The sequence below is a fragment of the Kitasatospora sp. NPDC004669 genome, assembly GCF_040609455.1.
In the GTDB taxonomy this organism is placed as follows: domain Bacteria; phylum Actinomycetota; class Actinomycetes; order Streptomycetales; family Streptomycetaceae; genus Kitasatospora.
Window position 1 is genome coordinate 38,132 of the sequence record NZ_JBEXKB010000051.1, and the last position, 21,929, is coordinate 60,060.

General features: G+C 72.7%; 21 protein-coding genes and 3 pseudogenes. 9 read left to right on the forward strand and 15 right to left on the reverse strand.

Going from position 1 to position 21,929, the window contains the following annotated elements; genetic code table 11:
• Positions 1-589 (reverse strand): hypothetical protein (locus tag ABZW30_RS32880; RefSeq protein ID WP_355674881.1); only part of this gene is annotated, 589 nt, incomplete at its 3' end.
• A gap of 413 nt (positions 590-1,002) precedes the next feature.
• Here ABZW30_RS32880 and ABZW30_RS32885 point away from each other — a divergent pair.
• Entirely contained in the window at positions 1,003-3,924 is a 2,922-nt protein-coding gene (locus ABZW30_RS32885; protein WP_355674882.1) for a BTAD domain-containing putative transcriptional regulator, read from the forward strand.
• A 9-nt stretch (positions 3,925-3,933) separates the two neighbouring features.
• On the opposite strand, the pseudogene ABZW30_RS32890 reads toward ABZW30_RS32885, so the two are convergent.
• Positions 3,934-4,660 (reverse strand): annotated as a pseudogene (locus ABZW30_RS32890) (transposase); the annotation flags it as partial.
• Between the two features lie 79 nt (positions 4,661-4,739).
• On the opposite strand from ABZW30_RS32890, the pseudogene ABZW30_RS32895 reads away from it, so the two are divergent.
• Both ABZW30_RS32895 and ABZW30_RS32900 read left to right on the forward strand, forming a co-directional pair.
• Positions 4,740-4,919, forward strand: a pseudogene (locus tag ABZW30_RS32895) (transposase); the annotation flags it as partial.
• Positions 4,920-4,989: 70 nt separating this feature from the next.
• A complete protein-coding gene (locus tag ABZW30_RS32900) occupies positions 4,990-5,499 on the forward strand; it encodes a hypothetical protein (RefSeq protein ID WP_355674883.1) in 510 nt (169 codons plus the stop codon).
• Between the two features lie 124 nt (positions 5,500-5,623).
• On the opposite strand, the pseudogene ABZW30_RS32905 reads toward ABZW30_RS32900, so the two are convergent.
• A pseudogene (locus ABZW30_RS32905) lies at positions 5,624-5,887 on the reverse strand (transposase); the annotation flags it as partial.
• Positions 5,888-6,092: 205 nt separating this feature from the next.
• Between ABZW30_RS32905 and ABZW30_RS32910 the strand changes: the two are divergent.
• The 5 genes from ABZW30_RS32910 to ABZW30_RS32930 all read left to right on the forward strand — a co-directional run bounded on the left by ABZW30_RS32910 (position 6,093) and on the right by ABZW30_RS32930 (position 8,197).
• A complete protein-coding gene (locus tag ABZW30_RS32910; protein WP_355674884.1) occupies positions 6,093-6,449 on the forward strand; it encodes a DUF6204 family protein in 357 nt (118 codons plus the stop codon).
• Between the two features lie 76 nt (positions 6,450-6,525).
• Positions 6,526-6,960 (forward strand): MarR family transcriptional regulator, encoded by a 435-nt coding sequence (locus tag ABZW30_RS32915; RefSeq protein WP_355674885.1) that lies wholly within the window; start codon positions 6,526-6,528, stop codon positions 6,958-6,960.
• Between the two features lie 249 nt (positions 6,961-7,209).
• On the forward strand, positions 7,210-7,527 hold the full coding sequence (locus ABZW30_RS32920) for a sulfurtransferase TusA family protein (protein ID WP_355674886.1): 318 nt from the start codon (positions 7,210-7,212) through the stop codon (positions 7,525-7,527).
• Between the two features lie 15 nt (positions 7,528-7,542).
• The gene (locus tag ABZW30_RS32925) at positions 7,543-7,704 is read left to right on the forward strand and encodes a hypothetical protein (protein ID WP_355674887.1); all 162 of its coding nucleotides are present in this window, start codon (positions 7,543-7,545) and stop codon (positions 7,702-7,704) included.
• 46 nt (positions 7,705-7,750) lie between these two features.
• Complete coding sequence (locus ABZW30_RS32930) at positions 7,751-8,197, forward strand: hypothetical protein (protein WP_355674888.1); 447 nt, start codon at positions 7,751-7,753, stop codon at positions 8,195-8,197.
• On the opposite strand, the gene ABZW30_RS32935 is transcribed toward ABZW30_RS32930, so the two are convergent.
• The 4 genes from ABZW30_RS32935 to def all read right to left on the reverse strand — a co-directional run bounded on the left by ABZW30_RS32935 (position 8,186) and on the right by def (position 12,283).
• Entirely contained in the window at positions 8,186-9,106 is a 921-nt protein-coding gene (locus ABZW30_RS32935) for a MerR family transcriptional regulator (protein WP_355674889.1), read from the reverse strand. The two genes, ABZW30_RS32930 and ABZW30_RS32935, sit on opposite strands and share 12 nt — an antisense overlap.
• Positions 9,107-9,204: 98 nt before the next feature.
• Positions 9,205-10,638, reverse strand: a complete 1,434-nt coding sequence (locus tag ABZW30_RS32940) for a transcription antitermination factor NusB (protein ID WP_355674890.1) — start codon at positions 10,636-10,638, stop codon at positions 9,205-9,207.
• 63 nt (positions 10,639-10,701) lie between these two features.
• Positions 10,702-11,652, reverse strand: a complete 951-nt coding sequence (gene fmt / locus ABZW30_RS32945; RefSeq protein WP_355674891.1) for a methionyl-tRNA formyltransferase — start codon at positions 11,650-11,652, stop codon at positions 10,702-10,704.
• Positions 11,653-11,737: 85 nt separating this feature from the next.
• On the reverse strand, positions 11,738-12,283 hold the full coding sequence (gene def, locus ABZW30_RS32950; protein WP_355674892.1) for a peptide deformylase: 546 nt from the start codon (positions 12,281-12,283) through the stop codon (positions 11,738-11,740).
• Positions 12,284-12,536: 253 nt separating this feature from the next.
• Here def and ABZW30_RS32955 point away from each other — a divergent pair, with 253 nt between their 5' ends.
• Positions 12,537-13,151, forward strand: a complete 615-nt coding sequence (locus ABZW30_RS32955; RefSeq protein ID WP_355674893.1) for a hypothetical protein — start codon at positions 12,537-12,539, stop codon at positions 13,149-13,151.
• 143 nt (positions 13,152-13,294) lie between these two features.
• On the opposite strand, the gene ABZW30_RS32960 is transcribed toward ABZW30_RS32955, so the two are convergent.
• The 8 genes from ABZW30_RS32960 to ABZW30_RS32995 all read right to left on the reverse strand — a co-directional run bounded on the left by ABZW30_RS32960 (position 13,295) and on the right by ABZW30_RS32995 (position 21,890).
• Positions 13,295-15,379 (reverse strand): primosomal protein N', encoded by a 2,085-nt coding sequence (locus tag ABZW30_RS32960; protein ID WP_355674894.1) that lies wholly within the window; start codon positions 15,377-15,379, stop codon positions 13,295-13,297.
• A gap of 111 nt (positions 15,380-15,490) precedes the next feature.
• Complete coding sequence (gene metK, locus ABZW30_RS32965) at positions 15,491-16,714, reverse strand: methionine adenosyltransferase (protein WP_355674895.1); 1,224 nt, start codon at positions 16,712-16,714, stop codon at positions 15,491-15,493.
• A 150-nt stretch (positions 16,715-16,864) separates the two neighbouring features.
• Positions 16,865-18,109 carry a bifunctional phosphopantothenoylcysteine decarboxylase/phosphopantothenate--cysteine ligase CoaBC gene (gene coaBC, locus ABZW30_RS32970; RefSeq protein ID WP_355674896.1) on the reverse strand — a complete coding sequence of 415 codons (1,245 nt, stop codon included), beginning with the start codon at positions 18,107-18,109 and terminating at the stop codon, positions 16,865-16,867.
• 145 nt (positions 18,110-18,254) lie between these two features.
• Positions 18,255-18,521 carry a DNA-directed RNA polymerase subunit omega gene (gene rpoZ, locus ABZW30_RS32975; protein ID WP_030056185.1) on the reverse strand — a complete coding sequence of 89 codons (267 nt, stop codon included), beginning with the start codon at positions 18,519-18,521 and terminating at the stop codon, positions 18,255-18,257.
• Between the two features lie 37 nt (positions 18,522-18,558).
• Positions 18,559-19,116: a guanylate kinase gene (gmk, locus tag ABZW30_RS32980; RefSeq protein ID WP_355674897.1), complete on the reverse strand. Its 558-nt coding sequence runs from the start codon at positions 19,114-19,116 to the stop codon at positions 18,559-18,561.
• 49 nt (positions 19,117-19,165) lie between these two features.
• Positions 19,166-19,492 carry an integration host factor, actinobacterial type gene (gene mihF / locus ABZW30_RS32985; RefSeq protein ID WP_030290269.1) on the reverse strand — a complete coding sequence of 109 codons (327 nt, stop codon included), beginning with the start codon at positions 19,490-19,492 and terminating at the stop codon, positions 19,166-19,168.
• A gap of 406 nt (positions 19,493-19,898) precedes the next feature.
• Positions 19,899-20,732 (reverse strand): orotidine-5'-phosphate decarboxylase, encoded by an 834-nt coding sequence (pyrF, locus tag ABZW30_RS32990; RefSeq protein WP_355674898.1) that lies wholly within the window; start codon positions 20,730-20,732, stop codon positions 19,899-19,901.
• Between the two features lie 54 nt (positions 20,733-20,786).
• Positions 20,787-21,890, reverse strand: a complete 1,104-nt coding sequence (locus ABZW30_RS32995) for a quinone-dependent dihydroorotate dehydrogenase (protein ID WP_355674899.1) — start codon at positions 21,888-21,890, stop codon at positions 20,787-20,789.
• Positions 21,891-21,929 lie beyond the last annotated feature (39 nt).

Sequence of the window (21,929 nt, forward strand, 5' to 3'; positions counted from 1 at the left end):
GAGCCGAACCGCCATTGCCAGAGCCGCCGCCGGAACCGCCGCCGGAGCCGCCACCGTTACCGGGGCCACCGCCGTGAGCAGAACCGCCACCATTGCCGCCGTGACCGGAACCGCCGCCGAGACCCCCACCACCACCGGAGCCGCCGTGAGCCGAACCACCGTTGCCAGGGCCGCCGCCGTGAGCGGAACCGCCATTGCCGGAACCGCCGCCGCTGCTGCCAGAGCCGCCGAGGCCGCCGCCGTCGCCGGCGGCAGAGCCACCACCCAGGGCGGAGCCGTCGCCGCTGCCCGAGCCGAGGCCGCCACCGGAGCCGCCGCCGCCGTGGGCGGAACCGCCGCCGCTGCTGCCGGAGCCGCCGCTGTGAGCCGGACCGCCGCCGCTGCTGCCGGAGCCGCCGCCGTGGGCGGAACCGCCGCTGCTGCCGGAGCCGCCGCTGTGGGCGGAACCGCCGCCGCTGCTGCCGGAATCGCCGCTGCCCGAGCCGAGGCCGCCACCGGAGCCGAGACTGCCGCCGTCGATGGAGGAAGCGCTCGCGGCAGCGGGGATGGCGAGCACTGCCGCGCCGGTCATGGCGATGATGCCAAGCACGCGCTTGCTGTGAGATTTCACGATCGAGGATCTACCTAACTGGTGGTGCGCACTGGAGTGCCGGAGCCCCGGTCGGGGCGCGGGGAAGGCGGTGAGCCCGCGGCTTGCGGTCCGCGGCGTCGGTGGCCACGTGAGCGCCGCCGACTGCGTGAGCTGTGGGGCAACGCAGCACACTGCCGCCGTGGTGCGCCGCGCCGGCTGCCGGCGTACGCCCGAGTGGCGGGCTTCGCCGTGAGAAGACTGCCGGTGGACGCGCACACATGACCGCACAAGCGGCGCACACGAGGCATCGCCGGCGCCGCACACGCGGTGCCCACGGGGCATGTGCGCGGTGATTGGGTGTGGGTGCGCGGTGGACGGTACGGTGCCCTGGCCGGGGTGGATGATGTGTACAGGTCGTGGGGTGTGTGGGGATGCCGGAGCCGGGGAGGGCAGCCGGATGGCGGTTCGCGGTGCTGGGGCCGATGCGGGCCTGGCATGCGGATGTCCCGCTGGAGTTGGGGCGTCCGCAGCAGCAGGCGGTGCTCGCCGCGCTGCTGCTCAGTACCGGGCACCAGGTGAGCCGCAACGGGCTGCTGAAGGCGGTGTGGGGGGAGCCGGTGCCCTCCTCGGCCGCCGTGCACCTGCGCACGCTCGTGGCACGGCTGCGCGCGATCCTCACCGCCCCGGACGGTGGGAGCCCGCTGGTGTCGACGGTGGCAGGCCACACCCTGGGCCTTGAGCCCAGCACGCTCGACCTGCACGTCTTCGAGGGCCTGCTCGCGTCGGCCGGCCGCGCTCGCGCGGGCGGCCGACCGGAGCACGCCGCCGACCAGCTGGAGCGGGCGCTCGCGCTGCCACGGGGAGAGGTGTTGGCGGGGCTTCCGGGCCCGTTCGCGGAGATCCAGCGGATTCGGCTGGCCGAGCTCGTGCTGGCCGCCGAGCATCAGCGCGTCGGGGTGGGGCTTGACCTGGGGCGGCACGCGCAACTGGTCGGCCCACTGGAGGAGCTGGTGGCCCGACACCCGCTGCACGAGCACCTGCGGGAGCTGCTGATGCTCGCCCTGTACCGATGCGGCCGGCAGAGTGAGGCGATCGGCACCTACCACGCGGCCCGCCGCCACCTCGCGGAGGGACTCGGTGTCGACCCCGGGCCCGGACTGCGGGATCTGTACGGGCGGATACTGCGCGCCGACCCCACCCTCGCACTCTCCCCCATCCCCGGCCCCGCGGGCACGAGCGGTGCGCCGACCGTCGGCAACTCGCCCCCAGACGACGCCACCCGGATAGCGCCCGGCCCCGCCCCGACCAGCGGTCACGCACCGGGCACCGCACCGCTTCCGCGCCCGGCGGCCGCCTTCGTGGCACGGCCGGAGCAGTGGGACCGGCTTGAGGCACTGTCGACCCCGCCCGGGCACAACCAACCCCCGCAGCGGGTGGCGGTAGTAGCGGGCCCGGCGGGCAGCGGCAAGACCACCCTGACCGTGGCCTGGGCCCACGCCGTGGCCGACCGCTATCCCGACGGCGTCCTGTACGCGGACCTACGAGGCTTCGACCCCGACGGCCCGGCCGACACCTCCCACCTCCTGCACACCCTCCTGCGCGCCCTCGGGATGCCGGACCACCAGATCCCCGCCGACCCCGCCGCGCGCGCGACCTCGTTCCGCAGACACACGGGCGAACGCCGCGTGCTGGTGATCTGGGACAACGTCGCCCGCGCCGACGACATCGCACCCATGCTGCCGCACGCCGGGCCGTCCCTGACCGTGGCCGTCTCCCGTCACGCCCTGACCGAACTGGTCACCGCCCACCACGCCGCCTTCGTCCCCGTCGGGACACTCACGCCCACAGCCGCACACGAACTGCTGCGCGCCCGTCTGGGCGACGCCCGGGCCCTGGCCGACCCCAGCGCCGCACGCCGCCTGGCCGAGCTGTGCGACCACCTGCCCCTCGCCCTGTCGATCGCGCTGGCCCGCCTGACCGTGCGACCCGCCTGGTCGGTCGCCGACCTGGTCGAAGAACTAGACGAGGAGCACACCCGCCTGACCACCTTGGAGATCGGCGCAAAGCTCAGCGTGCAGCGCGAACTCGACCTCAGCCGTCGTCTCCTGCCTGACACCGCCGCCCGCCTGCTGCCCCTGCTCGCCCTCCACCCCGGCGCCCAAAACGACCCCCACATCGCCGCCGCCCTCCTCGACACCCCGCTCACCACCGCCAAAACGGCACTGGCCGCGCTCGCCGACCTGCACCTGCTCGCCGAGCCCTACCCGGGCCGCTTCCAGGCCCACGACCTCACCCGCCTGCACGCCCGTCATCTGCTGGAGGAGGAGGTGACGGACCTGGAACGGGAAGCGGCCATCCGCCGGCTCGTCGACTACTACCTCGCCGCCACCAGCGCCGCCACCACGCAGATCTTCGGCGATACCCCCTACCTGTACCAACCCCACTCCACCAGACCCATCGCCCTGCCCCGCCTCACGGACATCCGCGCAGCCCTCTCCTGGTGGGCACCCGAAGCACCCGCCATCCGCGCCCTGATCGACGCCCGCACCCGCGCCGGCGACTTCGACCACGCCTGGCAACTGACCAACAACGCCTGCGGCTACTACATCTGCACCGACCAGAGCGCCTGGCTCGAAATCGCCACCACCGGCCTACGCACCGCCGAACAGTCCACCGACCCCACCGCCCCCGCCCTCGCCCACACCCAACTCGGCATCGTCCTGGGCCAGCTCCACCGCCCCACCGAAGCCCTGCCCCACCTGCAACGCGCCCTGGACATCCACCCCCCGCGCAACCCACACCGCATCATCACCCTCGGCATCCTCGGCGGCATCCACCACGACCTCAACCGCCCCCACCTCGGCGACCAGTGCCTCACCGAAGCCCTCGACTCGGCCCTCACCAGCGGCGACCAGTGGCTGGAGGCATTCGTCCTGCTGCGCCTGTGCGTCGCCCAGCTCACCACCGCCCCACCCGGCCAGACCCTGCAACGCGCCCGCCGCGCCCGCAAGCTGCTCGCCGACCGGCCGCTCACCCAGCAGGCCCGCGGCTCGATCCTCTTTGAAGCCCTCGCCCTGGACGGCCTGGGCCGCACCAGCGAGGCCGAGACCACCTGGCGCGAACTTCTCGACCTCAGCTCCGACACCGGCGACCACTTCCTGCTCGGCCAGGCCCACGCCCAGTACGCCGCCTTCCTCACCCGCCACCACCGCCACGACGAAGCCGCACACCACCAGGACACGGCCATCGCCCTCCACCGGTCCCGCAACGACCTGCGCACCGCCATCGTGCTCGCGGACCGGGTCGCCGGTCTCGGGCGCAGCGGACAGATCATCAGCATCGAGAAGCAGTAAGCTTGGCATTTATGGTCGCTGGGCTTGGTGTTCCTTAATCGACTCGGCGCGTTTGACCGTCTTTCCGACGTTGTGACGTGTGGCCCGATGCTTGTTCCTCGAGCCGGGAGGTCGTCCCGGGCCCGGCCGGGACCGTTTCGGCGCGGCCGCCGGGCAGGCCAGCCACCGTCACGCGGATGTTGCGAAACCCGCGCCGCACTCGGGCGGGGGTGAGGCGGCGGGGTTCGGCCGCCGGTTGCTCCCATGGGCGGCGGAGGTCCTCGGCGAGGGATCGGGCGAGGCGGAGCTGGGTGTGGGCGGCGATGATCAGCCAGGTCCACAGGTCGGCGGTATCCGCGTGGCGGACCTTCGGGGCGGTCCAGCCGAGCGTCTGCTTCATCAGCCTGAACGGGTGCTCCAGGTCGAATCTGCGGAGGAACGACTGCCACCAGCGGTCCACGTCTGCGGGTGTGGCGGCGGTGGCCGAGCACCACAGCCAGACCGGTTTCGGGTCGCGGTCACCCGGCAGGCGCTCGACCTTGAGACGGATCAACGCGCCGTGCAGGACGGGCAGTTCCTCTTCCGCATGTTCCAGCCAGGGGCCACGGTGGGTGAGTCTGGGGTGCATACGGTCCCAGGCGATCGCCTCGGCCTTGCCGTAGCGGGTGGTGTCCGTGGCCGTGGCGACGTCGGGCTGGTGCCAGGTGTCGGGCTTGGCGAAGGTGAGAACGCCGCCGTGCCGGCGGGGACGGCCGCCTCCGCTGTCCCGGGAAGAACCACAGCTCAGCAGGTCGAGTGATCTGCGAGGTTAAACATCAAGTTCAGCGGCCGGTTCACCAACCAGCGCACCGAAACCCGGCCGACCCGGCCCAGGACGGCCACCGGGCTCGAAGAACAGGCATCCCGCCACCCGCCATGACGTGGGCCGAGTCCTCGCCACCGGCCGGCCCTACCAGCGGCCCACCCACCACAAGACCGGCACCAAACCCCGGCGCACCGAGGAACGGCAAACTTGACGGCCTGGGCCATGTGCAGCGGGCACGAGGCCGAAGAAGTTCGCGGAGTACGTCGGTGGATCTCAGCTCAGTGATCATCGCGGTGGCAGGCGTCGCAGGAACCCTGGGAGGATCACTCCTCACCCAACTCGGCTCCGAGCGGGCAAAGCGCCGGGAAATAGAACTCGTTCGTGACCATGAAGAGATCCGTGAGAACCGTTCACTGCGACGCACCTGCTATGTGGAACTCAACCGGGATGCCCGGCAGTTCATCACCGCACTCAACCGCCACCTGCACGTCATAAGGGAACGCGGCGCGGAGGACGCCGACAGGGACGCACTCGACGAGGCGAAGAACGCGCATCGCGATCGATACTCCGAAGCACAGATGATCGCCCCCGAAGACGTACTCATGAAAGCGAGTGCCGTCAACAAAGCCCTGACCAAGGTCTACGGTCAGGTCAAGCGCCTCGAACGCGGTGCCCCCGGACCAGGCGAAACGACGGAGACCGCGGCCCAGTCCCAGTATGAGGTCTGGGACATGCTCCGAACCATGCGAACCGCTATGCGTCACGACCTCGGTGTGTCGCATGAAAATTGAGAGCTGGCACTCCGTGCGGTCTCTCTCAGCTGCCTCGACCAGCCAATAGCTGACCGAGGCAGAGGTTAAAACTCAAGGTAAGACGCCGTTTTCGTACCGAACTTGATGGGCTTGCTACCGCAGGTCAGACATGATGTCGGGGTTGGCGAGGCAGGCTGGAGCCGTCGGGTCGTCCCGTAGGTGGAGGGGCTCGCGAACGGGCCAGCCGGCGCGTCATGAGCATCGTCATCGACCACAGCACCATCTGCTCATGGACTGCGGGCAGCATCTCGTAGTCGCGCACCAGACGGCGCGTGCGCATCAGCCAGCTCAACGTGCGCTCCACCACCCACCTGCGCGGCAGCATCACGGACCCCGACACGTCGGTGCGTTTGACGATCTCCAATGTCAGGCGGAGGGTGTCGCGGGCCCAGTCCACGAGCATGCCTGTGCAGCCGTCGGCACCACCGGCGGCACCCCGGCCCCCGCCGCCCGGCCCGACGGCGGGGCCGCACAGAACCGGCCCGGCATCGGGACCGTACAGAACCGCCCGGCAGCAGGGCCCACCGAAATCGCATTGGCGGCCCACCGCCCTTCCTGCCTATCGTCGGGGGATGACTACCCGAACCTTCCGCGTCATGGTGCGCGGCGTCTTCGACGGCCTCACTGACGAGCAGCGCGCCGAACTCCTGGCCGCCGCGCCCGAACACGACGTGCTGCGCGCCGCCTTCACCCGCGAGGGCCACCTCAGCTACGACCTCTCCGCGCGCGCCGCCTTCACCTTCCGCTTCCTCGACGAGGGCGAGGCCGAGGAGGACATCCTGGAGGCCACCGAGCGGGCCGAGCAGGCGGCGCAGATCTGGCTGACGAGCCGCGGCTTCGGCTTCAAGAACCTCCGTTCCCAGGCCGAGGACCTCTCCCAGGCCCCGCTCGGCAAGCGTCAGCGCCGCGCCGTCAACGCCGCCCACTGACCGGACCCCCTCCCCCCTCCGCCACCTCCTTGACGGCTCCGCACGGGCATATACTTGAGTAGTCAAGGAGGTGGCAATGACAGAGCCCACAACACCCGACCCACTGGAAACCGCCCTGCGCCTGGTCCGCGCCCAAGCGTCCGTCGTCAAACGCTTCGACGCCGGCCTCAGCGGCCTGCACGGCGTCAGCCTCTCCGATTTCACGATGCTGCTGCGCCTCAGCGAAGCCCCCGGCGGCCGGATGCGCCGGGTCGACCTCGCCGAGGCGCTCGGCCTCACCGCCTCCGGCGTCACCCGCGGCCTGGCCCCGCTGGAGCGCATCGGCCTGGTCACCCGCGAGCCCGCCCCACGCGACGCCCGCGTCGCCTACGCCGCCCTGACGGCCACCGGCCGCGAACGCCTCACCGAGATGCTGACCACCGCCCGCCAGGTCGCGGGCGAGGTCTTCGCCCAGTGGCCCGCCGACGACCTCACCACCCTCACCACCCTGCTCGCACCCCTCAACCGCTGACCGGCCCGCCCCCGGAAGCCGGAACCCGAGCCTTCTCTCCGAACCGGGCCCCCTCCCTCCCCTCACCCCCCCCCACCCGCCGGTCCCACCCCGCACGCCTAGGCTCAATGCCGGTGACTTTGCGTTCTGCCGCGGCCCTCTGCTCGAAGCATCGCCACAGGTCAGCGGCTCGCGATCGCTGTTAAGTCACCAGCATTGCGCCTAGGCTGGACACGCACCACCGACCCGGACCGGCTCAAGGGACAGCACATGACGCACGACCGCAGCGGGACCACTCCCATCTCCGTCCCCAGCCTCACCGTCGACGGCACCGGCCTGCTCTGCGTCCAACTCCTGCTCCGCCTGCGCGCCCGGATCGCCCACCTCCCGGCCGCCGCGGTGGTCCACATCCACACCACCGACCCCGCCGCCCCGCTCGACCTGCCCGCCTGGTGCCACCTGACCGGCCACGAGTACCTCGGCCCCGTCCCGCACCCGACCGACGACCGCGAGGTGTACGCGCTGCGCCTCACCTCCTCCCCGGTCCCGACCCGCCCCGACCGCCCCTGGCACCCCACCGCGGACTGACCGGAGAATCCCCGCGTGCCCACCCCTTCCGCCGGCGGAAACCGGCCCGATGCCCGCCGTCCGCTCGCCGAGCACGAGGTCACCGTGCTCGGCTACCGCCCGCCGCAGGAAGCCCGGCAAGGCACCCGAGGACCGGTCACGCCCTGCTCCGACAACCCGCCCGATGTGCCACGATGAGGGAACGGGGGCAGAACGGCCGCGCTCCACAGGGAGGTTGAGCACCATGGACCCGATCCTCAGCTGCCGCTGGCACGACCAGGACGGCGAGTGGGCACTGACCGTCAGCCACAACGGCAGCAGCTGGCTGCTGTACGCCGCCGCACCGCTCTGGTCCGAGTCACTCCCCTTCGCCGACCCGGACGAGGTCCGCCGACTCGCCCAGACCCTCCTCGACCTGCCCGACGAACCCGAACCCTACGAGTTCGAATGGCAACTCTCCCGAACGGAGTTCGAGCGCACCGAGAACGAGCGGTTCCACTTCGCGACCTTCGCCGTCGGCCTCGACCCGACCGACGACCACCGCCCGTACCTCGCCTACCAGTCCTACTACCACCGGGGCCAGGCCACCGGACTCGGCCTGGAGGTCATCTGCGAGGACCCGCCGGTCGACCACCTCCGCGCCCAGGCCCACGCCTTCCTCACCAACTGCCCGCGCCCACTACAGGCGTAGGGCCCGCACCGCCCAGTCCAGCACCCGCGCCGAACTCCGGGGTGCGGCCCACCCGTTGACCACGGCCAGCAGCTCCACGTACCGCTCCCGCCGCGGATCCCCCATGGCCCGCAGCCGCGCCAGCAGCCGGGCGCGCACCGAACCGCCCACCGCCACCGCCGTGGCATCCAGCATCCCGGCGTACCGCTCCAACAGCTCGGCAACCACCCCAGCCGCCTCAGGCGACGTGGGCACCACCCCCGCCGCAACCGCCGGCCCGGCCAACTCCCGCACCAGTACGGCCAGTCCGGGCCGGGGCAGGCCGCCCGTACCGCTTTCCGCCGCCTCGTCGGCCGCCAGCCCGCGCAGCAGCTCGCGGAACCCGGCGTCCGCCGCCAACCGCGCCAACTCCACCCAGGCCTCGATCTGTTCGGCCGAGGCGTCCTCCGGCAGCTCCGGCGTCAGCGACCGAGCCACCCCGGCGAAACGACCGTCCGACCCGAACACCTCGGCCAGGAACTCCCCGACCAGGCGCCGCCGTTCCTCCCCCGTCAACCGGGCCAGCTGGTGCACGAGCGTCAACTCCTCCGTGGTGGACCCGTGCCCGGCCACCGCGCCCAGCACCGCCCGCCGCAGCCGCAGCACCCGGATCTGGACGTCCAGCGCCTCGGCGTGCGCCGCCGCGACGTCGGACAGCGCGAGCTCGCGCTCCAGCACCTGCCGGATCACCGGCAGCCCGAGCCCGAGCTCGCGCAGGGTGCGCACCAGTTCCAGGCGGGCGACGGCGTCCGCGCCGTACCGCCGGTGGCCGGCCGGGTTGCGGTCGGCCGGCGACACCAGCCCCTGGTCCGAGTAGAACCGGACGGTCTTCACCGTCAGCCCGGTCAGCCGGGCCAGGTCACCGATCAGGTAGCGCGCGTCGCCGTTCACGGCCACCACCCTGGCGCCTCCCCCTACGGGAGATGCAAGTACGGGAGACGCGGGTACGGGAGATACAGGTACGGGAGATACAGGCCGCCGCTACGGCCTCAGGCCGTCCGCCGCAGCAGCGCCAGGTACATCGCGTCCGTCCCGTGCAGGTGCGGCCACAACTGGACGTCCGGCCCGTCGCCGAGCGCCGGGACACCCGGCAGCAGCGGCCGCGCGTCGATCCACTCGACCCGGCCGCCCTCGGCGCGCAGCACGTCATCGACCACCGCACGGGTCTCCGCCAGGTGCGGCGAGCAGGTCGCGTAGCCGACCACGCCGCCGACCCGGGTGGCGTCGATCGCCGAGCGCAGCAGGTCCCGCTGCAGCGGCCCGAAGGCCGCGACATCGGCCGGCCGGCGCCGCCAGCGTGCCTCCGGACGGCGGCGCAGCGCGCCCAGGCCGGAGCACGGCACGTCCACCAGGACCCGGTCGAAGCCCCCGGAGCGCCAGGCCGGGCGCGTCCCGTCCGCCGCGATCACCGTGTACGGACCGGGGTTGCCCTCCAGCGCCCGCGCCACCAACCGGGCCCGGTGCGGCTGCTTCTCGCTCGCGACCAGCGCCGCACCCCGCTCGGCGGCGAGTGCGCCGAGCAGCGCGGCCTTGCCGCCCGGCCCGGCGCAGCCGTCCAGCCAGAGCCGGTCCGGGCCCTCCACCGGTGCCGAAGCCAGCGCCAGCGCCACCAGCTGGCTGCCCTCGTCCTGCACGCCCGCCCGGTTCTCCCGGACGGCGGTCAGCGAGCCCGGGTCGCCGCCCTCGGCGAGCCGCAGCGCGAACGGGGACCAGCGGCCGGGCTCGGCCTCGGGCAGCGCGTCGGCCAGCTCGCCGACGGTGACCCGGCCGGGGCGGGCGACCAGGGTGACCTCGGGCCGCTCGTTGTCGGCCCGCAGCAGTTCCTCCACGGCGCTGCGCCCGGAGGCGTCCGGCTGCCAGCGGCCGAGCGAGTCCCAGAGCGCGGAGACGACCCAGCGCGGGTGCGAGTGCACGACCGCGAGGTGGTCCTCGGCGTCCTGGTCGTACGGCGGGGCGACCTGCTCGATCCAGGCGTCCAGGTCGTGGGCGCTGATCCGGCGCAGCACGGCGTTGACGAACTTGGCCTTGCCGTCGCCGAGCACCACCCGGGCCAGCTCCACGGTCGCCGACACGGCCGCGTGGCTGGGGATGCGGGTGGTGAGCAGCTGATGGGCGCCGAGCGAGAGCACGTCCAGTACCGGCGGGTCGACCTTGCTCAGCGGCCGGTCGATGCAGGCGGCGATGATCGCGTCGTAGGTGCCCTGCAGTCGCAGGGTGCCGTAGACCAGCTCGGTGGCGAGGGCGGCGTCGCGCCGGTCCATGCCCTTCTGCTCGGCCTCGCGGAGCAGCGAGGGCAGGATCAGGTTGGCGTACGCGTCGCGCTCGTCGACGGCGCGCAGCGCGCGGAACGCGACGGTCCGGGCCGGGTCCTTCTTCGGCCGACGGTGCGGGCGGGGGGCGCGCTTGGCGCTGGGGGTGGTCACAGGTGCCTCAAAGTGCTTCGGTGGTTATCACGCCCACGATATCCCCCTCGGCGCCCATCAGCCCTACGCGCCGGCCGGGAGCCCGAGCCGCTCCCCCGCCTCCAGCCGCGCCCCGCGCGCCCAGTCGGCGGCCCGCATCTCCTTCTTCCCCTGCGGACGCACCTCCCCGAGCTCGATGTCGTGGCTGCCGGTGCCGACCCGCACGCTGTTCTTGCCGACCATCGCGACCTCGCCCGGCGCCAGTTCGGTCGAGGTCGGCAGCAGCTTGACCGGCCCGGTGACCTTCAGCCGCTCGCCCCGGAACTCCGTCCACGCCCCCGGCGCCGGAGCGCAGCCGCGCACCACCCGGTCGATCCGCAGCGCGGGGTGGTTCCAGTCGATCCGCGCGTCCTCGACGCTGATCTTCGGCGCGAGCGTGACGCCCTCGGCCGGCTGCGGCACGGCCTGCAGCGAGCCGTCCTCGATGCCGTCCATGGTGGCCGCGAGCAGCCGCGCGCCGGAGTTCGAGAGCCGGGTGAGCAGTTCGCCGCTGGTGTCGCCCGGGCGGATCTCCTCGGTGATCACGCCGTAGACCGGGCCGGAGTCCAGGCCCTGCTCGATCAGGAAGGTGGACGCGCCGGTGACCTCGTCGCCGGCCAGCACCGCGTGCTGGACCGGGGCCGCGCCGCGCCAGGCGGGCAGCAGCGAGAAGTGCAGGTTGACCCAGCCGTGCGCGGGGATCTCCAGGGCGCCGGGGCGCAGCAGCGCGCCGTAGGCGACCACCGGGCAACAGTCGGGGGCGAGTTCGGTGAGCCGGGCGACGAACTCCGGGTCGCTGGGCTTCACCGGCTTGAGGACCTCGATCCCGGCCTCCTCGGCGCGCTGGGCGACGGGGCTGGCGACCAGCTTGCGGCCGCGCCCGGCGGGGGCGTCGGGGCGGGTGACCACCGCGACGACCTCGTGCCGGTCGGAGGCGAGCAGCGCCTCCAGGGCGGGAACGGCGACCTCGGGGGTGCCGGCGAAGACGAGACGCATCAAGTGCCTTTCTACAAACGGAAGTTCAGGAAGCCAACGAAGACCAGCGAGCCGGGCCGGAGCATCGGCGAGCCAGGCCGGACGGTCAGCGGGCAGCGCCGAAGGTGCTGTGCGGCGACACCTTGACGACCGGTGCCGGCCCGCCGCCCCAGTCCGTCTCCCGGATCGCCTTGAGCGCGGCCTTGCGCTGCGCCCGGTCGAGCCGGTCGATGAAGATGATGCCGTCCAGGTGGTCGGTCTCGTGCTGGATGCACCGGGCGAGCAGCTGGGTGCCCTCCAGCGTGACCGGATCGCCGTACATGTTGAAGCCCTTGGCCACCACGCCGTACGCCCGCTTGGTGTCATAGCGCAGGCCGGGCAGTGAGAGGCAACCCTCGGGGCCGTCCTGCTCCTCCTCGCTCAGCGACAGGTCGGGATTGATCAGGTGCCCGGTGACGCCGTCCACGTGGTAAGTGAACACCCGCAGTGAGACGCCGAGTTGGGGCGCGGCCAGGCCGGCGCCGGGGGCGTCGAGCATGGTGTCGGTGAGGTCGCTGACCAGGTTGCGCAGTTCTTTGTCGAAGGTGGTCACCGGCTGGGCGGTGGCCCGCAGGACGGAGTCTCCGAAGAGACGGATCGGCTGGATCGCCACGGGGTACGGGCTCCTGTCCGCAAAGGCACGGGCTACGGGCAACGACTGGTTCAGCGCAAGTCTATGCAACCCTCCCGGGCGATCCGCCGGGCCGTCCTGGGACAGCCGCGTCGGTCTCCGGCGTATCCCGAGTCTGCCGAGCCGCGTTACCCCGGCCCCCGCTTCGGCGTTGGTCAAGAGAGATTGACCGGGGCCGGGCGCACGGGACACCGCGCTCCGGCCGATGAACCGTACGGAAGGTGGCACGTAGGCCATGGCCGAGCAGATCAATCACGACGCCCGGGCGCGGGCGAGCCTGCACCTGCTGGTGCGGGACATCGAGCGGGTGAGGCGCCAGGTCGACGCGCTGCGGACGCTCACCGCCCAGTTGGGCAACGTCTACCGACCGCGCCGACCCAGCACCTCGGCCGGTTTCGTGGTGTACGGACGGGCGCCCGCGCCGACCGTGCGCCTGGCGCAGGAGCTGCGGGAGAGCGTGGAGACCCTGGTCGCGGCGGCGGTCGAGTTCGACCGGGCGCTGGGCTTCTCCTGGGACTCGGTGGGCTCCGCCCTCGGGGTCACCAAGCAGGCCGTGCACCGCCGTTACGGCATGCGCCGCCCGACCAGCGAACTCCTCGCCGCCAGCGGCGCCGTCCCGGGCCCGAGCCGCCCGGACCGCTCCGAGGACCTGCCCGCCCCCGCCGAACGCGGCGGCCTGGCCGCCACCGTCCCCGCCGCCCGGCAGGGCGGCCTGGACCGCGCCGCCCTCGACCGTGTTCCGCTGGACCGCACCCCGGTGGACCGGACCCCGATCGAGCGCACCCCCATCGAGCGCACCCCCATCGAGCGCACCCCCATCGACCGCACCGGCATCCCCCTGCGCGGCTGACCGGACTCCGCACGCCCGGGCCACCCGGGGCGGGGTGGCCCACTCACCCCGCCCCACCGGCCCTGCTGGAGCCGCCGGACCGACCCGCCGAGAACCACGAGACCGGCCCGCCGAGGACCACGACACCGACCCGCCGAGAACCGTCAGCCGATGTCCGTCGGATCCACCCGCACCCGCACCGGCTCCGCCGTCCGCAGCGCGATCCGGGCGATCTGCGCCGCCTTGAGCGCCGCCGCCAGCGCCGCCCCGTGCCCGGGCGCCACCCGCAGCAGCGCCCGCTCCTGCTCCTCCCCGCGCAGGGCGGGCACCGGCACCGGCCCGAGCACGTCCGCCCCTTCCGGCAACCGGATCAGGTTCAGCAGGTCGGTGACCGCCGCCGGGCTCCCGCTCACCGAGGCCATCCGCGACACCGGCGGGAAGTGCAGCTGCGCCCGCTCGTCCCGCTCCAGCCCGGCGTGACCCAGCGGGTCCCAGCGCACCAGCGCCTGCACCGGGCGGGCCGACGGCTCGGCGACCACCACCACCGTCCCGCCCTCCGTCGAGGGCCGGACCAGCGCGGCCGCCGCCAGCCAGAGCCGCAGCGCCTCCTCCCCGGCCCGCAGGTCGGGCCGGCTCAGCAGCGCCCAGCCGTCCAGCAGCAGTGCGGCCCCGTAGCCGGAGCCGCCCTCGACCACCGGCTCCGCGCCCGGCGTGGAGATCACCAGCGAGGGTTCGTCCGGCACGGTGGTCAGCACCGCGTCCCGCCCCGAGGTCCGCACCGGGATCCGCGGGAACGCCTTGCCCAGTTCCTCCGCCGTGCGGCGGGCGCCGACCACCTGCGCCCGCAGCCGGAAGGAGCCACACTCGGGGCAGTGCCAGTCGTTCTCCGGCTCCCCGCACCAACCGCACTGCAGGGAGGCGTCCGCCGACGGCGCCTCCAGCGGCCCCTCGCACCGTCGGCAGCGGGCCGGGGTGCGGCAGCGTGCGCAGGCCAGCCGGGGCACGTAGCCGCGCCGGGGCACCTGGATGAGCACCGGATGCCCGTCCGCCAGCGACTCCCGGGCCGCCTCCCAGGCCACCGAGGGCAGCCGGGCGGCCTGCGCGGCGGCGTCCCGGTGCTGGTCCTGGTCGGTGACGGTGCGCACCCTCGGCGCGACCCGCCGCACCGTCTCCCGGTCCGCGACCAGCGGCCGCGCCCAACCGGTGCTGACCAGCTGCGCGCCCTCCACGGTCACCGCGTGCCCGCCGAGCAGCACCGCCGCGCCCTCCTCGGCCGCGCGCAGCAGCGCGACCTCGCGCACGTGGGGATGCGGGGCGCGCGGATCGCTGTGGCTGCCGTCGCCGTCGGACCAGACCACCACCAGCCCGAGGTCGCGCACCGGCGCGAACATGGTGGCCCGGGTGCCGATCGCGGCGTGCACCGAGCCGCGGCTGACCGCGAGCCAGCGCCGGTAGCGCTCACGCGGCCCGAGCTCGGCCTCCAGCGCCGTGTGCATCCCCGGCCCGAGCAGCTCGGTCAGCGCCTGGTCCACCCGGGCCACCGACCGCCGGTCCGGCAGCACCACCAGCGCGCCGCGCCCGCCGGCCAGCGTCGCCGCCACCGCCCGGGCGATCTCGTACGGCCAACCGGGCCCCGGCAGGGCCGCCCACACCGCGCGCGGCGACCCGCCACCGGCCAGCGCGGCGAGGAAGTCGGGCCCGGCCGGGTAACGCTGCCAGCCCCCCGGGGCCGGGGCCTGCGGGCGCGGCAACGGCGACGGTGAGGGTTCGGCCTCGGCCTTGGCGTGCCGGGGCGGTACGGCCAGCTGCAGCACATCGGCCAGCGTCCCGGCGTACCGGTCGGCGACGGTGCGGCACAGCCGCAGCAGCTGCGGGGAGAGCACCGGTTCGGGCGAGAGCACCTGGGCGAGTGGGGCCAGCGGGCCGGGGAAGTCGCTCTTCTCCAGCCTGGCGACGATGAACCCGTCGTGCAGCTCCCCGCCCTCGCGCTGGCCCTTCACCACCCGCGCCCCGAAGCGCACCCGCACTCGGACGCCCGGCTGCGCGTCCTCGGACATGGCGGCCGGGACCTCGTAGTCGAAGAACTTGTCGATGGTGAGCACGCCCTTGTCCACCACGACCCGGGCCACCGGCAGGTGCTCGGCCCGTTTGGCGCCCTTCCACGTCCGGGGCTTGGCCCGCTTGACCGTCTCCCGGATGAACGCCAGCTGCTCCGGCTCGGCGGCCCCGTTCTCCCCTGTGCTGCTCATCGCTCCCAGTACTACCAGGTCACACGGACACAGCGCACAAATCAGCCGCGTACACAAACGTGAGCGGCGCCCACCCCCGAGGGGGCGGGCGCCACTTCAAGACCCGGGACGTCAGTCCTGGACGGCAGCCTTCAGGGCATCCACCCGGTCGGTGCGCTCCCAGGTGAAGTCCGGCAGCTCACGGCCGAAGTGGCCGTACGCGGCGGTCTGGGAGTAGATCGGGCGCAGCAGGTCCAGGTCGCGGATGATCGCGGCCGGGCGCAGGTCGAAGACCTCGGAGACGGCCTTCTGGATGTTCAGCACCGGAACGCTCTCGGTGCCGAAGGTCTCGACGAACAGGCCGACCGGCTCGGCCTTGCCGATCGCGTACGCGACCTGCACCTCGGCGCGGCGGGCCAGGCCGGCCGCGACGATGTTCTTGGCGACCCAGCGCATGGCGTAGGCGGCGCTGCGGTCGACCTTGGACGGGTCCTTGCCGGAGAAGGCGCCGCCGCCGTGGCGGGCCATGCCGCCGTAGGTGTCGATGATGATCTTGCGGCCGGTGAGGCCGGCGTCGCCCATCGGGCCGCCGATCTCGAAGCGGCCGGTCGGGTTGACCAGCAGACGGTAACCCTCGGTGACCAGCTTGATGCCCTGGTCTGCCAGCGCCTGCAGCTCCGGCTCCACGACGAACTCGCGGATGTCCGGGGTGAGCAGCGACTCCAGGTCGATGTCGCTGGCGTGCTGGGTGGAGACGACCACGGTGTCGAGGCGGACGGCCTTGTCACCGTCGTACTCGATGGTGACCTGGGTCTTGCCGTCGGGGCGCAGGTACGGGATGGTCCCGTTCTTGCGGACCTCGGTGAGGCGGCGGGAGAGGCGGTGCGCCAGGGTGATCGGCAGCGGCATCAGCTCGGGCGTCTCGTCGGACGCGTAGCCGAACATCAGGCCCTGGTCGCCGGCCCCCTGCTTGTCCAGGTCGTCAGCGTCGTCCCCCTGGGAGGCACCCTCGACCCGGGCCTCGTACGCGGTGTCGACGCCCTGCGCGATGTCGGGCGACTGCGCACCGATGGACACCGACACGCCGCAGGAGGCGCCGTCGAAGCCCTTCTTGGAGCTGTCGTAGCCGATCTCCAGGATCTTGTCCCGGACGAGCTGGGCGATCGGCGCGTACGCCTTGGTGGTCACCTCGCCGGCCACGTGCACCTGGCCGGTGGTGATGAGCGTCTCCACGGCGACCCGGGACGTCGGGTCCTCCCGGAGGAGAGCGTCAAGGATGGTGTCGCTGATCTGGTCAGCGATCTTGTCGGGGTGTCCCTCGGTCACGGACTCCGAGGTGAACAGGCGGCGAGACACAGCGCTCCCTGGGGTTGCAGCGGCTGCTGACTGAAGGCCCCCGGCGAACCGGGGACATCCGGAAAGACTTGATTCCTGGAGTCTAACGGTCTGCTTCCGCCGAACGTCACCCGCTTCCAAGAATCAAGACCGTTCTCGATCGGGATTCGATCAGTCACCGATCGATTCGAGACGCTCCGCGATCAGGTCCCAGATCACGTCCGCCAGGGCCTCCTTGGGGCCCACCGGAATCGGCGTCTCACTGCCGTCCGAGCCCAGAACGACGGCCTCGTTGACGTCCGTGCCGAAGGCCTTGCCGTTGCCGACCTCGTTCACCACCAGCAGGTCACAGCCCTTGCGGGCGAGCTTGGCGCGACCGTTGGCGAGCACGTCGTCGGTCTCCGCCGCGAAACCCACGACCAGTTGGCCCGAACGGGGGCGGTGGGCCGACAGCTCGGCCAGGACGTCCGGGTTGCGGACGAGGGCGACCGGCGCCGGCTCGACCCCCTCGACCTTCTTGATCTTGCCGGTGGCGTACTCGGCCGGCCGGAAGTCCGCCACCGCCGCGGCCATCACCACGGCGTCCGCGTCCTCGGCCGCCTTCAGCGCCGCCTCGCGCAGCTCCAGCGCCGTCCCGACGTGCACCACGTCCACCCCGGCCGGGTCGGGCAGCTCGGCGTTGGCCGAGACCAGGGTCACCCGGGCCCCGCGCGCCGCGGCGGTTACGGCGAGCGCGTAGCCCTGCTTGCCGGAGGAGCGGTTGCCCAGGTAGCGCACCGGGTCCAGCGGCTCCCGGGTGCCGCCGGCCGAGACCACCACGTGCCGCCCGGCCAGGTCGGCCGGGACCGCCCCGGCGCGGCGCAGCACGGCCCGGCAGGCGTCGAAGACCGCGGACGGCTCGGGCAGCCGCCCCTTGCCGGTGTCCTTGCCGGTCAGCCGCCCGACGGCGGGCTCCAGCACGATCACGCCCCGGCGGCGCAGGGTGGAGACGTTGTCCTGGGTGGCGGGGTGCTCCCACATCTCGGTGTGCATGGCGGGCGCCAGCACGACCGGGCAGCGGGCGGTGAGCAGGGTGTTGGTCAGCAGGTCGTCGGCCAGCCCGTGGGCGGCCTTGGCGATCAGGTCGGCGGTGGCGGGGGCGACCACCACCAGGTCGGCCTGCTGCCCGATCCGCACGTGCGGCACCTCGTGCACACGCTCCCAGGTCTCGGTCGCGGCCGGGCGGCCGGACAGCGCGGCCCAGGTGGCCTCGCCGACGAAGTGCAGCGCCGCGGCGGTCGGCACCACGGTGACCTGGTGGCCGGACTCGGTGAACCGGCGCAGCAGCTCGCAGGACTTGTAGGCGGCGATCCCGCCGCTGACGCCCAGGACGACGCGGGGGGCGTCCGCCCCGGTCCGGTCCGAAGTCGCACTCATGATCCCGCTCTCCTCCTCGTCTGGAACCCGCCCACCCTACGGCCCCTCAGCTGCCACCCGCACGGTGCCCCACCCCCAGCGGAAACACCGAAGGGCCCGGCGGAAACGATTCCGCCGGGCCCTTCCGGAAAAGTACGGGACTGCCTCAGGCAGCCTCGACCGCCTCGGCGGTCAGCATGCCCGCGTTGATCTCGCGCAGCGCGATCGACAGCGGCTTCTCGTGCACGTGGGTGTCGACCAGCGGGCCGACGTACTCCAGCAGGCCCTCGCCGAGCTGGGAGTAGTACGCGTTGATCTGGCGCGCGCGCTTGGCGGCGTAGATCACGAGGCTGTACTTGGAGTCGGTGGCCTCGAGCAGCTCGTCGATCGGCGGGTTGATGATGCCCTCGGGCGCGGTCATGGAAGAGGACACGCTAAAACCTTCCGAAAGGGTGGAAAAGACAGACAGGTCAGGCTACACCGAGCAAGGCTAGCAGTTCGGCCGCTACCTGCTCGACGGAGGTGTTGACAAGGCTCGTGTCGAACTCGGGCTCGGCCGCGAGCTCGACCTTCGCGGCCTCCAGACGCTTCTCGATCACGTCCTGCGGCTCGGTGCCCCGGCCGGTCAGCCGCCGGACCAGCTCGTCCCAGCTCGGCGGGGCCAGGAAGACCAGCTGGGCCTCCGGCATCGACTCGCGGACCTGGCGCGCGCCCTGCAGATCGATCTCCAGCAGGACGGGCTCGCCGCGCTCCAGCTTCTCCAGCACCGCCGCACGCGGGGTGCCGTAGCGGTTCCCGGCGAACTCGGCCCACTCCAGCAACTCACCGTTGGCGATCAGCTTGTCGAACTCGTCGTTGTCGACGAAGTGGTACTGGACCCCGTTCTTCTCGCCCGGCCTCGGGTGGCGGGTCGTCGCCGACACCGAGAGCCAGACCTCGGGGTACATCTTCCTCATATGAGCGACGACCGTGCTCTTGCCGACCCCCGAGGGGCCGGAGAGCACGGTCAGCCGCGGACGCTCACTCATGCACCGATTATCCCGGATCGCGGACGATCCCGGGACCACGGGGGCACGGTCAGGCGGCGCCACCGCCGAACTCCCGCTCCAGGGAAGCGATCTGGTTCGTGCCGAGACCCCGGACGCGCCGGCTCTCGCTGATGCCGAGGCGCTCCATGATCTGCTTGGCACGGACCTTGCCGACGCCCGGAAGGGACTCCAGCAGGGCCGAGACCTTCATCTTGCCGATGACGTCGTTGTCGTTCTTGCCGGCCTTGATCACCTCGTGCAGGGAGGCGCCGGAGTGCTTGAGCCGGTTCTTGACCTCGGCGCGCTCCCGGCGAGCCTCGGCGGCCTTGGCGAGCGCGGCGGTGCGCTGTTCAGGGGTAAGGGGCGGAAGAGCCACGCCGTTCACCTCAGGGTGTGGAAGGAAGGGATTGAGCTATGACTGGTTCGGTACGCAGGACACCGTCCGCAAGGGGAGCCCAATGGGGAACCACAGGGCCCTGACCTGCGGGAGCTACGAGTTTCGCGGCTCGCCGGTGACCTATCGCCGGACACTACCCGCATTGCGGCGCCACGTCAGGAAAAGAACACGAAAAGTCCTGGTCAGCCAAGGCCGACCAGGACTTTCCAGGGCAAAATGACCGCGATTGCGAAACTTTGGCGGGGTCGATGTGACGGCGCTCACGTCAACTCCGGTGCCGCCGCGCCGTCCTGCGGACACTGCGGACGGTCACCGTCCGGCTACCCGACGACGGGCTGCCGACATCCGCCGGACACGCTCCGCCACTTGACGGCTGGCCGCAGGGCTACTTGACGGCGTCCGCGAACTCGCCCACGAAGCGGTCCGCCGCCTCGCGCAGCGCGGCCACCGAGGGGCCGTGCTTGAGCACGTCCCGGCTGACGCTCGGCACCACGTTGATCACCGAGGCGCCGAACACCCGCGGCAGGTCCGCCATGGTCGCGCCCTGGGCGCCGATCCCGGGGGCCAGCAGCGGGCCGTTGACGGCCAGCTCCACGCCCGCGTCGGCCAGCGTCGCGCCGACCACCGCGCCGAAGGAGCCCAGCGGCGCGGCGTCCCCGTTCTCGGCCGCGAGGTGCCGCAGCACCGTCGCCGCGACCGACTCGCCGTCCGCGCCGACCGCGCGCTGCACCTCGGCGCCCTCCGGGTTGGAGGTGAGCGCCAGCGCGAACACGCCGCAGCCCTGCTCGCGGGCCAGGTCCAGGGCCGGGCGCAGCGAGCCGAAGCCCAGGTACGGGCTGACCGTCACGGCGTCCGAGAACAGCGGGCTCGCGGGCGACAGGAAGGCCTCCGCGTAGGCGGCCATCGTGGAGCCGATGTCGCCGCGCTTGGCGTCCATCAGGACCAGCGCACCGGCCGCCCGGGCCTCCTCGACGGTCCTCTCCAGCACTGCGACGCCCTTGCTGCCGAAGCGCTCGAAGAAGGCGGCCTGCGGCTTGAGCACGGCCACCCGGTCGGCCAGCGCCTCGACCACGGTGCGGCTGAAGGTCTCCAGCCCGGCGAGGTCGTCGCCGAGCCCCCAGGCGGCGAGCAGGGAGGCGTGCGGGTCGATGCCGACGCAGAGTTGGCCTCGGATGTCGAGGGCGTGGCGCAGGCGGGCGCCGAACGGGGCGAGGGTCATGTCGTCCTTTCCAGGATTTCCGGAACCGATCAGGCCGGTATCAATGAGCGGAGGTCACGAGCTGCGCACGGCGCTGCCGACGGCCGCCGCCAGGTCGCGGAAGCCCGCCGCGCGGACCCGGGCGGAGAGGCCCCGGTGGATCCGGCGGCACCAGAACGGACCCTCGTAGATGAAGGCGCTGTAGCCCTGGACCAGGTCGGCACCGTGGATGATCCGCTGCCAGGCGTCCTCGGCGGTCTCCACGCCGCCGACCGAGACCAGCGTCAGCCGGTCCCCGGTGCGGGCGCGCAGCCGCTGCAGCACCTCCAGCGCGCGGGCCTTGAGCGGGGCACCGGACAGGCCGCCCATGCCGATCTCCTCGACCCGCCCGGCGTCGGTCTGCAGGCCCTCGCGGCCGATCGTGGTGTTGGTGGCGATGATGCCGTCCAGGCCCAGCTCCAGGGCGAGGTCGGCGACCGCGTCGACGTCCTCGTCGGCCAGATCGGGCGCGATCTTGACCAGCAGCGGCACGTGGTGCGCGGTGGTGCGGTCGGCGGCCTCGCGGACGGCGGCCAGCAGCGGGCGCAGGTGGTCGACGGCCTGCAGGTTGCGCAGCCCGGGGGTGTTCGGCGAGCTGACGTTGACCACCAGGTAGTCGGCGTACTTGGCCAGCCGCTCGGTGGACTTGACGTAGTCGGCGACGGCGTCGGCCTCCTCGACCACCTTGGTCTTGCCGATGTTGACGCCGATCACCGGGGTGGAGCTGGTGTGCGGGCGGGCGGCCAGTCGGGCGGCGACCCGGGCCGAGCCCTGGTTGTTGAAGCCCATCCGGTTGATCAGCGCGCGGTCCTCGACCAGGCGGAACAGCCGGGGGGTCGGGTTGCCGGGCTGGGGCTCGCCGGTGATGGTGCCGATCTCGACGTAGTCGAAGCCGAGCATGGCCAGGCCGTCGATGCCGACGCCGTTCTTGTCGAAGCCGGCCGCGAGGCCGAACGGGCCGGGCAGGTCGAGGCCGAGGGCCCGGGTGTGCAGCGCCCGGTCACGCGGGGCGAGGACCAGCCGCACCAGGGTGCGCAGGCCGGGCACCGAGGAGGCGAGCCGGATCCAGAAGAAGGCGAGGTGGTGCGCCTTCTCGGGGTCCATCCGCTTGAAGACGAGGTCGAACAGAAGCTTGTACAAGGTGGTCAACTCCGAAAGCAGGCAGCGGAATTCAGGGCC

Coding starts and splice junctions, on each gene's coding strand:
- ABZW30_RS32885 (WP_355674882.1), top strand. CDS start 1,003: ATGCCGGAGCCGGGGAGGGCAGCCGGATGGCGGTTCGCGGTGCTGGGG.
- ABZW30_RS32910 (WP_355674884.1), top strand. CDS start 6,093: ATGACTACCCGAACCTTCCGCGTCATGGTGCGCGGCGTCTTCGACGGC.
- ABZW30_RS32915 (WP_355674885.1), top strand. CDS start 6,526: ATGACAGAGCCCACAACACCCGACCCACTGGAAACCGCCCTGCGCCTG.
- ABZW30_RS32920 (WP_355674886.1), top strand. CDS start 7,210: ATGACGCACGACCGCAGCGGGACCACTCCCATCTCCGTCCCCAGCCTC.
- ABZW30_RS32930 (WP_355674888.1), top strand. CDS start 7,751: ATGGACCCGATCCTCAGCTGCCGCTGGCACGACCAGGACGGCGAGTGG.
- fmt (WP_355674891.1), bottom strand. CDS start 11,652: ATGCGTCTCGTCTTCGCCGGCACCCCCGAGGTCGCCGTTCCCGCCCTG.
- ABZW30_RS32955 (WP_355674893.1), top strand. CDS start 12,537: ATGGCCGAGCAGATCAATCACGACGCCCGGGCGCGGGCGAGCCTGCAC.
- ABZW30_RS32960 (WP_355674894.1), bottom strand. CDS start 15,379: ATGAGCAGCACAGGGGAGAACGGGGCCGCCGAGCCGGAGCAGCTGGCG.
- coaBC (WP_355674896.1), bottom strand. CDS start 18,109: ATGAGTGCGACTTCGGACCGGACCGGGGCGGACGCCCCCCGCGTCGTC.
- gmk (WP_355674897.1), bottom strand. CDS start 19,116: ATGAGTGAGCGTCCGCGGCTGACCGTGCTCTCCGGCCCCTCGGGGGTC.
- pyrF (WP_355674898.1), bottom strand. CDS start 20,732: ATGACCCTCGCCCCGTTCGGCGCCCGCCTGCGCCACGCCCTCGACATC.